This window comes from Streptomyces sp. MK7 (genome assembly GCF_032658145.1).
GTDB lineage: Bacteria > Actinomycetota > Actinomycetes > Streptomycetales > Streptomycetaceae > Streptomyces > Streptomyces spiralis.
The window spans coordinates 79,233-94,145 of the sequence record NZ_JAVACL010000008.1 but is presented as its reverse complement, the minus strand read 5'-3'; the positions used below and the strand labels follow the sequence as shown (position 1 = coordinate 94,145).

Annotated in this window: 6 protein-coding genes; 3 read left to right on the top strand and 3 right to left on the bottom strand. The window is 66.7% G+C overall.

Annotated elements, in window-relative coordinates; all coding sequences use genetic code 11:
* Positions 1 to 64: 64 nt before the first annotated feature.
* Genes R2S09_RS12810 through R2S09_RS12800 form a run of 3 tightly spaced genes read left to right on the top strand, consistent with a single transcriptional unit; the run spans position 65 to position 3,020 of the window.
* Positions 65 to 1,510 (top strand): replication initiator, encoded by a 1,446-nt coding sequence (locus R2S09_RS12810; RefSeq protein WP_316741012.1) that lies wholly within the window; start codon positions 65 to 67, stop codon positions 1,508 to 1,510.
* On the top strand, positions 1,510 to 1,713 hold the full coding sequence (locus R2S09_RS12805; RefSeq protein WP_316741011.1) for a helix-turn-helix domain-containing protein: 204 nt from the start codon (positions 1,510 to 1,512) through the stop codon (positions 1,711 to 1,713). The genes R2S09_RS12810 and R2S09_RS12805 overlap by 1 nt, the downstream gene beginning before the upstream one ends.
* Entirely contained in the window at positions 1,713 to 3,020 is a 1,308-nt protein-coding gene (locus tag R2S09_RS12800; protein WP_316741010.1) for a site-specific integrase, read from the top strand. Before R2S09_RS12805 ends, R2S09_RS12800 begins: the two co-directional genes overlap by 1 nt.
* Before the next feature lie 79 nt (positions 3,021 to 3,099).
* Here R2S09_RS12800 and R2S09_RS12795 read toward each other — a convergent pair whose 3' ends face one another.
* From R2S09_RS12795 to R2S09_RS12785, 3 genes are all read right to left on the bottom strand, one after another.
* Entirely contained in the window at positions 3,100 to 3,540 is a 441-nt protein-coding gene (locus R2S09_RS12795) for a hypothetical protein (protein ID WP_316741009.1), read from the bottom strand.
* Between the two features lie 16 nt (positions 3,541 to 3,556).
* Complete coding sequence (locus R2S09_RS12790; RefSeq protein WP_316741008.1) at positions 3,557 to 10,612, bottom strand: RHS repeat-associated core domain-containing protein; 7,056 nt, start codon at positions 10,610 to 10,612, stop codon at positions 3,557 to 3,559.
* A 121-nt stretch (positions 10,613 to 10,733) separates the two neighbouring features.
* Positions 10,734 to 14,054 (bottom strand): LamG domain-containing protein, encoded by a 3,321-nt coding sequence (locus R2S09_RS12785; RefSeq protein WP_316741106.1) that lies wholly within the window; start codon positions 14,052 to 14,054, stop codon positions 10,734 to 10,736.
* Positions 14,055 to 14,913 lie beyond the last annotated feature (859 nt).

The following is a 14,913-nucleotide window of genomic DNA, read 5'->3' as shown; positions in this document are numbered from 1 at the left end:
ACGCCTCCTCGCCTGGTTGGTTGCTGCTCGGGGGCACCCACCCGACAGAAGGGACACGCCCCGAATGGTCACCCTGGACCTGCGCCACGTGGCAAGCCCCGCCGTGCGGGACCTGCTCCACCTCGTCAACCAGCCCGACTTCGACCGCGCCCAGCAGCAGATCGAACGCCTCGGGGGCTGCACCGAACCCGTCCGCCTGACGGGGCGGAGCACCACCGTCGACACCGCGACCGGTGAGGTCCTGCGCTCCTACACGACGACGGAGGAGCCCACGGGCAGCCTGCTCACCGCGTGCGGGAACCGCCGCGCCTCCCGCTGCCCGGCCTGCTCCCGCCTCTACGCCGCCGACACCTACCACCTCATCCGCGCCGGCCTCTCCGGCGGCAAGAACGTCCCCGACACCGTCCGCACCCACCCGCGCGTCTTCGTCACCCTCACCCCACCGTCCTTCGGCCCCGTCCACAACCGCCCCACTACCCCGGGCGGCGATGTCCGGCCCTGCCGCTGCCGCAAGCTCCACGAACCGACGGATCCACTGCTCGGCACGCCGCTGAACCCGGCAACGTACGACTACGCGGGCGCGGTCCTGTTCAACGCCCATGCCTCCGCGCTGTGGGCGCGCTTCACCACCTATCTGCGCCGGGAACTCGCCGCCGGGCTCGGCATGACGCAGAAGGCCGCCCGCGAGGTCCTGCGGGTCTCCTTCGCCAAGGTCGCCGAGTACCAGCAGCGCGGCCTGGTCCACTTCCACGCCGTGATCCGCCTCGACGGCCCGGACGGCACCAGTCAGGCCCCGCCGCCGTTCGCCACCGTCGCCGTGCTCTCCGACGCCGAACGAGCCGCCGCCGCACGGGTCCGCGTCAGGGTCACGTCGGATGCGGTCGGGGAACGCGAACTCGCTTGGGGCGAACAGCTCGACGTACGCGAGATCGCCGCCTTCGGCACCGACACCGAACTCACCGATCAAGCTGTCGCCGCCTATGTGGCCAAGTACGCCACCAAGTCCGCCGACTCCTCCGGCACCCTCGACCGCGCCCTGTTCTGCCGCCCCTGTCACGGGCGTGGCGCCACCCTCCTGCCCCACGGAACCCCGCTCCCCTGCACCGCCTGCGACGGCACCGGCCAGGCCCGCCCGCTGCCCCGGCTCGCCGTCGCACCCCATGTGCGGCAGATGATCCGCACCTGCTGGGAGCTGGGCAAGCTCCCGGAGTTCGCCCAGCTGAAGCTCTGGAAGTGGGCGCACATGCTCGGCTTCTGGGGCCACTTCTCCACCAAGTCCCGCCGCTACTCCACCACCCTCGGCGCGCTGCGCGCCGCCCGCCGCGCCTGGCGCACCGAACAGACCCGCACCCACGCCGGCCTCCCCGAACTCAACCCGACGACCACGCTCGTCGTCGGCCACTGGGCCTACCAGGGCTCGGGCTACAGCCCCGGCGGTGCCCTCCTCGCCGCCGCCGTCTGGCACCGCAGAGAACTGGAACGGCAGTTCGCGGCAGAAAGGGGCTGCTGATGACCACGGCCTCCGAGGGGGCTCCGGAGGAACTGCTGACCGCGCCCCAGGTCATGGCCTGCCTCCAGCTCGGCCGCTCCGCCGTCTACGACCTGCTCCGCACTCGACAGCTCGCCTCGATCACCCTCGGCCGCGCCCGCCGCATCCCGGCCCACGCCCTTACCGACTTCATCCGCACCCGCCTCGACCAGGAAGCCGCCTGATGACCACGCCCCGAGACACCCCCGCCTCCCGCCGCGTGCGCGCCAACGGCGACGGAACCGTCTACCAGCGCAAGGACGGCCGCTGGGAAGCCGCCGGATACGTCCTCGCCCCCGGCAACACCCAAAAACGCGTCCGCGTCTACGGCACCACCCGCAAGGAAGCCCTGGCCAAGCTCACCGAGAAGATCGCCGCCAGCAACCGCGGCCTCCCCGTCCCATCCGCTCAGGGCAGCGTGGCCGCGTACCTGACGTACTGGCTGGAGAACGTCGCCGTCCACCACCTCCGCGAGAACACCCACACCCGCTACACCGCCTGCGTCCGCCACTACCTCATCCCCGGCCTCGGCAAGAAGAAGCTCACCAAGCTCACCGCCAAGGACGTCCGTACCTGGCTCAACCAGCTCCGCACCACCTGCCAGTGCTGCTCGCGCAGCATCGATGCCCGGCGTGATGAGCCCCGTTGCTGCGCCATCGGAGCGTGCTGTTCCAAGCGGCTCTCTCCGCTGACTCTGGCCTACGTCCACTCCGTGCTCAAGTCCGCCCTGGAGCACGCCGTCCGCGAGGAGGAGATCCCGCGCAACGTCGCCCGCAACGTCCGCACCGGCACGCCCCGGCCCCGACGCTTCGAACCCCTCACCGTCGACGAAGCGCGCAAGTTCCTGGCCGTCACCAACGGGCACCGGCTGCAGGCGCTGTTCGAACTCGCTCTGCACACTGGCCTCCGGAAGGGCGAACTCCTCGGACTGCGCTGGGAAGACCTCGACCTCGCCGGCGGAACCGCCAGCATCCGACGCACGCTCCAGCGCACCAACTCCGGCGGCCTGACCGCCCTCCCGACCAAGACCCAGAGCTCAGAACGGCGTATCGCCCTGCCGACGCCATGCCTGCGCTCCCTCGAACAGCACCGCATCCGCCAGCGTCACGAACGCGACGCGGCGGGCGGAGGCTGGAAGGACAGCGGCTACGTCTTCACCCGGCCCAACGGTGACCCGATCGAAGGGGCCACTCTCACCCGGCACTTCAACACCCTGCTCCACCGTGCCAGGCTCCGCCGCATCCGGTTCCGTGATCTTCGGCATTCGGCGGCCACCCTCCTCCTGGAGCAGGGCGTCGAACTCGTAGTGATCAAGGAACTCCTCGGGCATGCCCACATCGGCGTCACTGCCACCGTCTACGCCCACGTCCGACTCCGCCTCCAGCGCGACGCCATCGATCTCCTCGGCCGCGCCCTCCGCAGCCCCACCGAGAACACCGGCGAGCCCGACGACGGCGACGAACCACCTATTTGCGCCGCGGCCGTCCGCTGACGTTGCCGTCAACTACTGCCGTCAAGAGGCCCAGAGGCCCCGCCGGATTCAAGAATTCCCGGCGGGGCCTCTGGCTTGGTCAAACTGACAGTTCCCGCTGCGCCTCGGCATACGAATTAGCCGGGGCAAGCTCGGACATCTTCCTGAAGAAGATCATCCCAGCCGCTTTGACAGCCTTCAGGAAATCCACAGATGAAGCATTTCCCGTCTTAATTTCTTCGCCAATCTTGGCGGTCACCAAGACGCGAGACCCTGCGACCCGAAAAGATAGCTTGATCGGTTGATCTGGGAAATATGTCTCCGCGTAACCCGACGACTGCATTTTCGTCACCATCTCGGCAACATAACACCAGAGCTGGTCAACGTAGTCCCATTCTTCAGTACCGATGATTTCCATTCCATCAACGGACAGTCGAATGGCACCTTCAATGTAGTCAAGGTCGGGCGGCGGGGTGCGGCAGGCTTCTACCTGCACGAACCCATCGCCCGCAACCTTCAGGAACGTCTCGATCTCAACCACGCCACAGGCCCTTCGGTTATGGAGATTCCGGATAGAACTGGCCCACTCGACCTCTATTCATGCCGAGTACGTAATCGACGCCGTTGACGTTCCCGCGAATCTGATACATGCCCTGACTGCCTCGCTGAACCAGCGTATCGCGGTTCTGTCGCATGACTTGACCGATAGCGTCTTGGACATCATCAACGCTCATGCTCGAATCGAAGAAGGACTGCGTTTTCTTCACCGAGCCGTCCCAATAATTCGGGTGATGACGAGTGAGGATGTGCTCCATTCCCTTCTTATCGAGCAAGAAGGACTGATTCCCGAACTGGAACCGCTGACTGCTCCAGTTCCGGAGAGCAGGAAGGCATCCTCCACTGTTATGAACCAGAACCGGCGTCTGACCAGCGAGTACATAGTACGTGTGGATACCCTCGATGGTGAGATCGTGGGTGGTCTGTTGCCTGGTGAAGTGGCGGGCGGACGAGACCTGAACAGTGTGGCCGTTGGCCGTACGCAAGGTCATGCCCACGCGCAGGCTGCCGGCATCAACCCATGCGGCTTCGGAGGGTGACCAGAAGGGATGGGTGGTCGTAGCGATCACGGACCCTTCTGCCTTGCTGGGGTCCGATGAGGAGACCGTCAGGTCGACAAATTCTTTGTCGTCCCTGGTGACGATGGTGTCGATGACCTTGCGGGTCGTGGTCTTGCCGGTCGCCGGATCTGTGGCGGTTACCTCATCCCCAGCCCTGACGTCTTCGATCCCCTTGGTGGTGCCGTCTGCCAGCAGCACCTCGGTGCCGGCAACGAAGCTGTGAAGACACGAGCCGCCAGCCCTGCCGCGAAGCCCACCCGAGTTGCCGCTGATTCCTCGGCCCCCACCCCCACCGGTTTCCAAGGCAATGAGGCCCATTGCCGACAGGGCGTCCTTGAAGGAACCGACACCCTTCGGGCAATGATGTTGCTGCATCAGCCCACAGGCACGCCATTTTGCAAGAGCGAGGGACTGCTGGCCCCCTTGCAGTTGCTCAGAATCATCGGGGTTGGTGATCCAACTGGCAACGCATTGCAGCCCACAATATGCGGTACCCAGGTCACTTTGCAGATTTTGCTTAAACTCCTTGATGCCGTCCCAATCACTGGGGACTGCGACGCCAGGAAAGACCGTCGTCTTGCCAGGACTCAATTCCGGACCGCTAGCTGCTGAACTCCATCCACTGGTGGTCCACCAGTTATCGTCATAGCTGTTTCCGTCGCAGCCGTTGCAACCCCAGGACGGGTCGTTGAGCGCCTTGCCCCCGCTGTTCCTCGTCGGTGTGTTGTTGCCGAGCTGGGTTCCGCCGCCGCATTCGATGGGAGTGGCACAGCCCATCAGCCCGCTCGGGTCGCTGAGGGTGGCCGGGTTGTTGTCGGCGTAGCTGTATCCGTTCAGGGACTGCGCATCGTCCACCGTGAGGAGTGGATCAACGCTGAGGAACTGGCCGATGACGGGGTCGTATTCGCGGGCGCCGATGTGGGTCAGGCCTGTGTTGGCGTCGCGGGTTTTGCCGAGGAAGCCCTTGTCGTCGGGCCAGGGGCCGTATTGCGGTTTGCCGCGTTCCTCGCCGAACGGGGTGGTGTAGCGCTTGGTGTAGGCCTGGGTGTCCCAGGTGAGGGCGAGGGTGGACGTGCCGTGGTGGTCGCCTGTCAGGTAGGTGAGCTTGTTGGTTCCCGACTCGTTGGAGCGGAAGGCGGCCGTGATGCCGCCTGCGGCGTAGTAGCGCTGGGCCCAGGTGGTGCCGTTTGCGCGGAGGTGGAGTTCGGTGGCGCCGGCGTAGAGGATGCGCTCGCCGTTGTCGGTGGCGCGGATCAGGAGTGAGCCGTCGGCGTCGTAGATGTAGTTGGTGGAGGTGCCTGCCTCGGTGAGCTTGGACAGCTTGCCTTCCGGTGACCACGTGAGGTTCTGTCCGCCGGAGGTGCCGGGGCGTGTCGTGGTGTTGCCGGTCGTGTCGTAGGCGTAGACGCGTTCGGGGGTGGTGCAGTCGGTCTTGGTGGTGGCCCCTGTCAGGGTGTGCGGCTGGGTGGGCTTGGTGTAGCAGTAGGTGGTCTTGGTGTCGCCGGTGCTCTTGTGTTGTGTTTCGGTGAGGCGCTGGCCGGCGGTGTTGTAGGTGTAGCTGGTCCAATACGGGCCCGGGCCGGAGAGGCTGGTGGCGCTGCGGGTGTCCGTGCACTTCTGCGACGCGGGTGTCCAGGCCTCGGTCAGTCTCTGGTGGCCGTCGTAGGCCAAGCACTGGGTTTCGGCCGAGCTGGTTCCGCCGAGCGTTGTGGGGTCGCTGATCGCGGTGACGTTGCCGGCCTGGTCGTAGATGTAGTTGAGGTCCTGCAGCATGTACGGATGGGTCTGGTCCGTGACATGGCTGCGGAGTAGGCGTCCGGTGCCGGCCTCGTAGCGGTTGGTGATGTAGGCGCTCTTGTTGTCGGGGCCGCCTACGCCCAGGGTCAGCTGCTCTGGCTGGCCCAGGGCCGAGTAGGACACATCGAGGAGGTAGCCCGTGCTCCCACCGAAGTTAATCAGGTCGCCCAAGTCGTCGTACTTGAACCCGACGATCTCCGACTCCAGGCCACCCAGCGCGGGCTCCTTGGTGTACTGCTGGGTGCCGTCGATGTTGTAGTACGTCTCGAACGGCAGTGTGGAGGGCTGGCCTGCCTTGACGAACGGGTCACTGTCGGGGAGCTGGAGTTGTGTGCCGGTGGCCCGGTTCAGGCTGTCGTAGGCGGCGACGGTTGTGGTGTAGGCCGCGCCGGTCTTGCCGCCGACGTAGCGGGTGGAGGACGTGGGCAGGCCCTTGAGGAGCGTGTCGTAGGTGTAGCCGGTGAGCTGGTTGGCGTCCGTCTTGGAGCCGTTCCAGGTGCCGGTGGGCCGTCCCAGTTCGTCGTAGTCGGTCAGGATCGAGGTGCTGCGGGAGTCCGTGGACTTGATGACCTGGTCGAGGGTGTTGTAGGCGGTTGTCGTCGTTCCGCGGTCAGGGTCGGTGGTGCTGGTCTGGCGGCCGAACAGGTCATAGCCGTACGTCCACTTGGCGCCGTCGGAGCCGGTGATCTGGTTCTGCTGGCCGTCCAGGGCGTAGCTGAACGTCGTGGAGGTGTAGGAGGCGCCGGGGCCGGTGCCGAAGTCGCTGTCGGCCGGGCTCGCGCTCGCGTACTGGCGTGACTCCGTCGTCTGGTCTCGGATATCGGTGATGGTGCGCTGGGCCGAGCCGCCCTCGAGAGCGGTCGTTGCCACGGAGTCACCGGTGTAGCTGGTGCTCGTGGACCACTTCTTGACGCCGAAGACGTACAGGGTGCTGGTGGTCGGACGGCCGGCTCCGTCGAAGACGGTCTCCGTCTGGGTGGGGGCCTCGCCGTACTCGGCGCGGGTGTAGGTGCCGTTGGGTGTGCTGGTGTTGTCGAAGATGTCGGCGTACGTCTGGTACGCCAGCCCCCGGGTGTCGTAGCGGGTGTCGGTCAGCAGGCGGCCGCCCTGTGGCGTCGGTGTCTGCGTCTGCAGGGGGCGCAGGAGAGCGTCGTAGAGGGCATAGCTGGTGTTGTAGGTGTCTCCGTCCTTCTTCAGCGTCGAGGTCGACACCCATGACGGGTTGGTCTTGTCCAGGTGGTAGGCGAAGGTGGTGTTGGGGGCTTGGCTGCCGCGGATCCGGTTCGGAAGCCATACCTCGGTCAGACGGCCGAGTGCGTCGTAGTTCAGCTCCGTCTTCTTGGAGTTGGCGTCGTAGGTGCGCAGGGCCAGACCGCGTCTGGGGTCCAGGAAGGTGACCGTGTGGTACTGCTTCGGGTCGGATGCGATGGTCTGCGTCAGCGGGCCGGAGTCGGTCGGTGTGTATACGGTCGAGGCGGTGTGGCCTGCGGCATCAGTGGTGCTCAGTGGACGGCCGAGAGCGTCGTACGTGCTGGTCGCCACGGTCTGCCAGCCGGTCGGCATGCGGTCGCCGTTCAGGTCGGCGGTGGTCGCGTAGCCGGTGGCCCGGCCCGTCCAGGACACTTCGCCCTTGGTGGGCTTCTGGGTTGCCGACCAGGCGGTGGCGGTCGGGGTGTCGTAGACGGTGGCGGCGTCCGCGAGGACGTCACCCCGTGTGGAGGTGGTGGCCGGCAGGCTGAGTGAGGTGTCGACCGTGGAGCACTGCTTGGCGACGGTGCGGGTCCGGGAGACCAGGCCGGTGATGCCGAGGTCGGCGTTGCGCGCGTACCAGGTGCGGGTGCAGGTCTCGTCGCCTCCCTTGCCGACCTGGCCGTAGTCGTCGAGCGCGGTGACCATGCCCAGGTCGTCGTAGCGGGCTATCGTGCCGCGGCTGCGCCAGCTCTTCGAGGCGGTGAGGTAGGTGCTGGTGTAGGTCGTGGAGTTGTGGACCCACAGTGCTATTTGCGGGTCGGCGTCCGGGACGGTCTGCGTGGCCGTCTGCTTGTAGACGTAGCTCTTGAAGACGCTGCTGATGGGCTGGCTGCCGTTGTAGGTGACCTGCTGGCGCAGCACGCCCTTGTAGCGGTCGCTGTCGTAGGCGGGGCCGAAGTCCACGTCCGTGTCGAGCAGCGGCTCGATGGAGACGGACTTGGTGGTTCCGTCCTTGTTCTTGTCCCCGTGCATGCCCTGCATGTAGAGCGAGACCGTCTTGGAACGGGTGACGGCCGTGGCTCCGGTCCATGCGGTGACCTGGCGGTAGCCGCGCCAGTCCGACCAGGTGCGTTCGTCCTTCGGTGTGAACGGGTCGTCGTTGTAGTGCCAGGCGGCGCCGCTGTAGTCGTAGGCGTACTCGACCGCTTGGTTGTTCGCTGCCGGGTCGGAGACGAGCACGGCGAGGACGCGGTACTTGTGGAACCAGTCGACCGAGGCGGTTGCGGCGCCGTTGATGTGCCAGTACTGGGGGTAGCAGGAGCGGGTGTTGGTGTCCTGCGGGGCGTCCAGCACCTCGCTGCGCTTGCACTCCGGCGCGGACAGGGTGACGGTGGTGATCGCCCCGGTCTCCGAGGTGATCGTGGAGATGCGGGGCCTGGTCAGCGGCAGGATGTCGTCCGTGGCATCCACCCGGTTGGGCCGCTCCTGGTAGGTGAAGGAGACCGGGTTGAGGTGGATGTACGGGTCGGCCGTCTTGCCCCAGCGGGTGATGGAGCTGAGGGTGAGGACCTGGTCGCTGCTGTCGCCGATGTCACCGCCGTCGAGGTACGCCTGCGTCAGAACCCAGGCGTCGACTGTGTCATAGGCGTTGGAGGTGGCGTTGTAGGAGAAAGTGGAGATCGCGATCAGGCGCTTGCGGGTGAAGAAGGAGGGGCCGGCCGCGTTGCAGTCGCTGTCGTCCTTGGAACAGATCGCGTCGAACGGCACGTCCGGCCAGTTGTCCGCGGTGTCCTTGGTCAGGCTGGAGCAGTCGGCGGCGGTACAGCGCTCGGAGTACGTGAAGATGACCTTGGCGTCCGCCTTGTCCGTGAACAGCGCGCCCTTGCGCAGGCCGTACTCGATCCGGCCCAGGTAACCGCCCCGGGTGTAGGAAGCGTCGGCGGTCGCCGACTTGTTCTTCTTGTAGTAGTTCGACTCCGCCGTGTACCAGTAGGTGGCGGCGTTGCCGTGGGTGTCCTCGACGTAGTCGAGGTTCCATCGCCACGCCTGGGTGAGGGCACGGTCGCCGAACGTGTCCCCGGCGGTGTATCCGGGCTCTCCGGAATCGTCACCGAAGACGGGGACCGTCCAGGTGGAGTTGGTGCGCTGGGTGGTCGCGCCGTCCAGCTTGTTCAGGCCGAAGACGTACTTGGTGCCGTCCCCGGTGATGACGGTCCAGTACTCACCGTCGTTGTCACCGTTGTCCGCGCCAGTGGACCGCGTCACCTTGGAGGCGTCGTCGTCCTCCAGGTGCCACTCGCCGCTGTCCTTGTCCTTGATCAGTCTGGTGGACTTGCCGTTGAGTACCAAGCGTGCGTTGTCGTACTTCCAGCACTGGTCGAAGACGCCATCGTGGCCGTCGTCGTCGCAGGAGTTGTAGCTGCGCTCGATGTAGGACTCGGTGAGGGTGAAGCCTTCACCGACCGGCGTGCCCTGGTTGTTGGTGGTCGCGGTGCGGCCGTCGATGCTGCCGGAGTCGTAGGACAGGGACAGCGGAGGCACCGGTCCCGCTGCCGCGGGCGGCAGGGTGAAGTCGTAGGACCAGGTGAAGGAGCCCGAGTTGCCGCCCGCCTGCCAGGAGGAGGACGGTGACAGCGGGGTGGCCGAGTAGCTGCCCGTGCCCGAGGGCGACTGACCGGATCCAGAGGCGGCGGCCGTGACCGCGAGGACCGTCGTGGCCGGTGCGGTGCCGTCGGCGGACCGCAGAAGCTGCTCGGACGGGCCACTGGATGCGGCTGCCAGATCGACGGTGGCCGAGACAGTCTGGCGGGCGGTGTCGTTGTCCGACGTCAGCGGCTGCTGCGTGCGGCACTCAGGCCGCCCAGGAGTGGTCAGCGCACAGGCCGGAAGCTCCACCAGGCGCAGCCGCTGGGACCAGCCGCCGCCGATCGCGGAGGCGAAGCTGCTGTAGTCGATGCCGACCTCGGCGGTGCCCGCGGTGTCCGCATCGGCGGTCAGCAGGACACCGGTGACCCCGGCCTTCCGGGCGGCCTTCTGGTCCAGCACGCTGATCCGTGCCGTGCCGCCCGCCACGGCCTGCTTCTTCGCCCCACTCGCTCGCTTGGCGGTCGGGTTGCCGGGCTGCGGAATCAAGGTGAGCGGGACTCCGCCGGGATCGGCCTTGCTCACATGGCCGCGAGTGAGCGTGAGCGCTGCCTTGCTCTGCTTGGGCCAGGTGGTCTTGCGATCCCTGTTCGCCTGTTCCGCCTGGGCCGCGTTGGCCTTCTTGTCGCGGGCGACCTTCTGACGGGCCTTCTTCGCACCAGGCCCCTCGAACTCCTTGACCTTGCTGACCCTCGCATCGGGCACATCAGGCCGCCCCAGGCCGCCTGACTCGGCGGCCTGCGCCACCTGCGCCAATCCCGTCGGCACGATCAGCGCCAGCGCCAGCGACTGGCCCAGAAGCCGGCCCGTACGGCGTCGTCCGACGGCACGCCGCCATCTTGAGGTGTCTATGCCAAAACTCATGGAAATCCGCCCACCCAGTTGCATTGAGAGGTTCAGCACGTTGTCCGCAGACCGCAGCGCGTCCGCAATCACTCCGCGAAGGGGAGGGCGGCATGGAACGCCGCCCTCCCCCTTCTGCTCATCAGTCGCCCACGGCTTCCTCGATCTGCTCGTTGCTGGCCATTGCGCCTGCCCACAGGCGCACCTCGGCCACGCGGCCCGGCAGGTAGTGCTGCCATGCTCCGCCGGTGAATCCCTTGCCGACCGCGAAGTCACCGGAGCCGGCCTTGGCAGTGAAGCCGAGTGGGTCACCGTTCTGGTCATGTCCCAGATAGAGGCTGATCGTTCCCGCCTGCGCGTCGTACATCCCCGTCAAGCGGACCAGGCCGTCCACCATCGCGCTCTCGTCGGAGGCCACCGCGCTGAACGTGCCGTCGGCGTTGAGCCGACCGAAGCGCCAGAAGCCGACCGGTACGGTCCTCTCCTTCATCGCGATGTCGTCCCACACCGTCTGCTTGTCCGTCAGCTCGTACCACAGCCCCCACGACGACCCGTCCGCGGTGCGCTGCCCGAGGACCTGGCCGGTGTAGCCGATGTTCTTGCCGGCGAGCTTGTCTCCATCGATGGACGCCAGTGTGGTGACCGTGAAGGAGCCGGTGTCGTCCACGACCGGACCAGTCGTGGTCGCCGCGCCGCTCGTGCCGTCCAGCACGATGGATTCGCCGTCCAGGGACGCACCACCGGCCAGGGTGAGGGATCGGCCGTAGCCGGAGGTGGTGTCGGGAACGGTGGTGCCGCTGCCCTGGTCCGCCGACCAGTTGGCAACCAGTTCCACGCCCGCATAGTTCTCGGAGGTCAGCGCTCTGGCCTCGTCCGAGATCTGTGCGTCGGTGAGCGCCTGCTGCCAGGCCGTGACCTCGTCGATGCTCCCGGCAAGGAAGTCGGTGTAGTTGCCGCGCCACAGCACCCGGCCGATCTGCAACGGCCCGCCGGCCTCCCAGGACGGTGCGACGGTGTCGGTCCCTTGCAGGAGTCCGTTGACGTACAGCTTGATCTGCTTCTTCGGCGCGTAGTACACCGCGGCCAGATGCGTCCACACTCCGGCTGACGCCGGCTGCTTGGCCACCACGATCTGCTCGCTGATGTTGCCGTCGGAGGCGTCCGTGGGAGACGTCCGCAGCGTCCACGTCTTGTACTGGCCCTGGTAGGAGAGGTAGAAGCCGCTGTAGAACGTCCCGTCCTGGCCCAGAATCGTCTGGTTCGACGAGCCGGCAGTGTTCAGGCGCACCCAGGCGGACACTGTGTAGGAGGCTCGGGTGTCGATCACGTTCGTGCTCGTGGCGGCGTACGCGGTCGTGCCGTTCAGGCTCAGGCCCTTGTCCGTGACCGGCTCCGCGAGCGGCGCGCCGTTGGCGTCATGGGTCATCAGCCCTCGCCGACCGTGACCGTCGCGCACCGCGCCACCGGTCAGCGTGGCACTGTGACGTGAGGAACCGGTGGCCGTGCCGGAATCCACGGCGGCACCACTGGACTCGTCGAAGTGCCAGCGCCCCACTGGCCCCTCACCGGCCGCGACGACGAAGTCGATCTGGGCCACGTCTCCGGCCCGACCGCTGCCGACGTTGTCCCGTCCCCGGACCTGAAGGGTGTACGTGCCGGAACGCTGCGGCACGACCGTTGCCGTGCGACCCGACGTCGACGACCACGTGCTCGCGGTGGACAGCTTGTAGTCGTAGGAGACGACGTTGGTGTCGGCGGCGTTCGGCGTGAAGGTGAACGCCGCCATCACACCCGGCCCACCCCCCGGTGCGCAGGCGTTGGGCGTGCACTCGCTGTACGGCGTGCCGATGGTGACCTTCGGTGCCTTGGGTGCGCTGGAGTCGACGCGGAAGTAGCAGTAGCCGTCCGAAGCCGTGCTGCTGAGGTAGCTGGATCGGTCGTCGTTGTAGGACCAGGTCCAGGCGTGGTAGCGGTACAGCTTGGTGTCGGTCAGCTTCGACCACACCAACGACACGACGGAATTGTCGCCGACGTAGCTCGTCGAGGGACTCAGCGAGCCGTTGCCCGCCGGCGCGTCCGACCAGGATCCGTCGCTGTTCTGGATGTCGAGGTCGAAGTAGACCCGCAGTTGTGCGCCCGACTCGCCGCCCGACGCCGTCTGGGCCCTGGCCACGAGTGTGGGCTGGGGGTTGGACACGATGGCGGGATCGCTCGCGCTGCGCTCGCACACCGGCGTGGTGCTCGTTCCTCCGCCCTTCAGGCCCAGATCGGTCGGCTTGGCCGGCAGGCCGATGAAGACCACCGACAGCACCGCGTCGTTTCTGAACCGCTTCCAGGCCGAGGTGTCCGACTCGTCGTGCGCCCGGACCTCCAGGGTCAGCCTCGAGAACTTGCCGGCCGCGAAGTCCCTCACCGTCGGGGTGAGGTTCTCGTTCGACTCGTCCGGGTTGTCGTGGAACTCGATCGGCGCCGTCGGCGAGTCCGGGTCACACAGCGATCCCCGCCCGGCGGAGACGTACCGGTCGACCATCCAGTCCAGTTCCTTGGGCCGCGTGGACCAGGTGGTCGAAGAGGAGATGTTGTTCGTCCGCACCAGGTCCACCCAGCGCGGATCGCACTGGAACGCCCACGGCTCGGTCACCCGGAACGTCGCGTCCAGAACCTTCTTGCCCTTCAGGCTGGCCGGGGAGAACTCGAAGTACAGCTTCTGCACATAGCCCGGCCCGCAGTAGTACCCGCTCCAGGTACCGCACTTGCCCGCGCCCTTGCCCTGCTCGTCGTCGCCGTTGCCCCACCCGTAGGACTCGTAGCCGTCACTGCGCAGAAGGGTGCGCTCCGACTCGCCCCACGTCACCTTCGGGTCGATGAACAGCGGGAACGCCGAGGCCTCGGTCTGGGTGAGCATGTCGGCATCCGGCACGACGGTCACAGAGTCGGCCGTGACGTCCACATCCATGTGCGTCACCGTGTCACCCTGACCGGGCTCCAGACCGGAACCCGACGGCGCGGCCTCGGCGGGATCGGTGGGCACGGTCTCCGACGACGTGGCGGCCTTCGTCACCATCAGCTGCGTCTGCGTCCCCGTGTCTCCGGCATCCCCCGCCGAGTCCCACATCCGGGCCGGCGGGGCCTTGAACACCGTACGGCCGTCCGCGTCGAGCGCCGCCAGGTTGCCGGCCGCCCCCTCACGCACGCTCAGCCCCTCGGACTTCAGGGAGAATGTGAGCTTCTTCAGATCGTCACTCGCGGCGGCCTCGGGCGTCTTGACGACGAACACCGGCTGGAAACTCTCCGGCGTCGCCGTCAGCTTCAGGTCGACGCCCGGCAGCACGTCGGCATACAGGGCACTCGGGCCGTCCAGTAGTGGCTCCGGCAGCTTCCCCGGCCAGCCCAGCTCCAGAGACTTGCCCTCATCGGAGATCCGGGCCAGCGGCGCCGTATCGCCGCCTCCGGAGAACGCCATGCCGACCGCCGCGGCCTTCGGAGCCACGGACCCGTCGGAGAGCTTCTCCAGCGTGGCATCCGGCCTCTGCCAACCACCGTCAGACGTCCGCGCCCGCACCGGAACCGCCGACTCCTCCAGCGTGAAGGTGTAGCCGTCGGGATTGGCGTAGACCGTGGTCCGCTCGGTCCGCTCCCCCAATACCTCCACACGCTCACCAGAATCCTGGGCCTGCGCCAGAGCCTGCTGCCCCTCAGACAGAGTCGGCGCATCGGCCTCCGCTGCCGCAGCGAATTCTTGGCCCGGCAGCGCCAGAGCCGCAACGCATGTGACAAGAGCGGCCGCAGCCGTGCCGGCCGACCGGCGCCGCCTGGGCCCACGGCCTACTGCGGCACTACGACCGCCCCACCCCACCCGCACAGCCCTCCCCTTACAAACACAGGATCTTCAAATGTGAACCTGATTCAAACCCTCGTCTCACCTGCTGTCAAGGAAAGACCACGGAGCGCAAATGACACCTCTTCAGCCCAAGCCTCTCAACGCACTCCGAAAACGCCAACATCACAAGTTGTGTCCTACATGGAAGCCAAAGCCTGTCTCTGTAACAGCAGAAACAGGCCACACCCAACAGTCGGAGTTCCTTGAAGGAGGCCCGACCACACCGAGACAAGGCATCCAACAATGCGCTAATCATGCACAAATCCACTCACTCCGCTACAGTCGGCACTGCAGCCGAACAGTAAATTTCAGCCAACCCTCGTACGACTTAGGGTCACGACGACCAGCGGGACGGATCAGCCCTCGACCCGCTGGTTGCTGAATTTCCAGAAACAGCCCCACAGTCTCAAGTAAGGCGCCGATGGGGGTCTTCTCACCTTCG

What these genes read in the sequence shown, in the direction of transcription:
- R2S09_RS12785 (WP_316741106.1), bottom strand. Translation starts at nt 14,054, where the DNA reads ATGGCGTTCTCCGGAGGCGGCGATACGGCGCCGCTGGCCCGGATCTCC.
- R2S09_RS12800 (WP_316741010.1), top strand. Translation starts at nt 1,713, where the DNA reads ATGACCACGCCCCGAGACACCCCCGCCTCCCGCCGCGTGCGCGCCAAC.
- R2S09_RS12790 (WP_316741008.1), bottom strand. Translation starts at nt 10,612, where the DNA reads ATGAGTTTTGGCATAGACACCTCAAGATGGCGGCGTGCCGTCGGACGA.
- R2S09_RS12810 (WP_316741012.1), top strand. Translation starts at nt 65, where the DNA reads ATGGTCACCCTGGACCTGCGCCACGTGGCAAGCCCCGCCGTGCGGGAC.
- R2S09_RS12805 (WP_316741011.1), top strand. Translation starts at nt 1,510, where the DNA reads ATGACCACGGCCTCCGAGGGGGCTCCGGAGGAACTGCTGACCGCGCCC.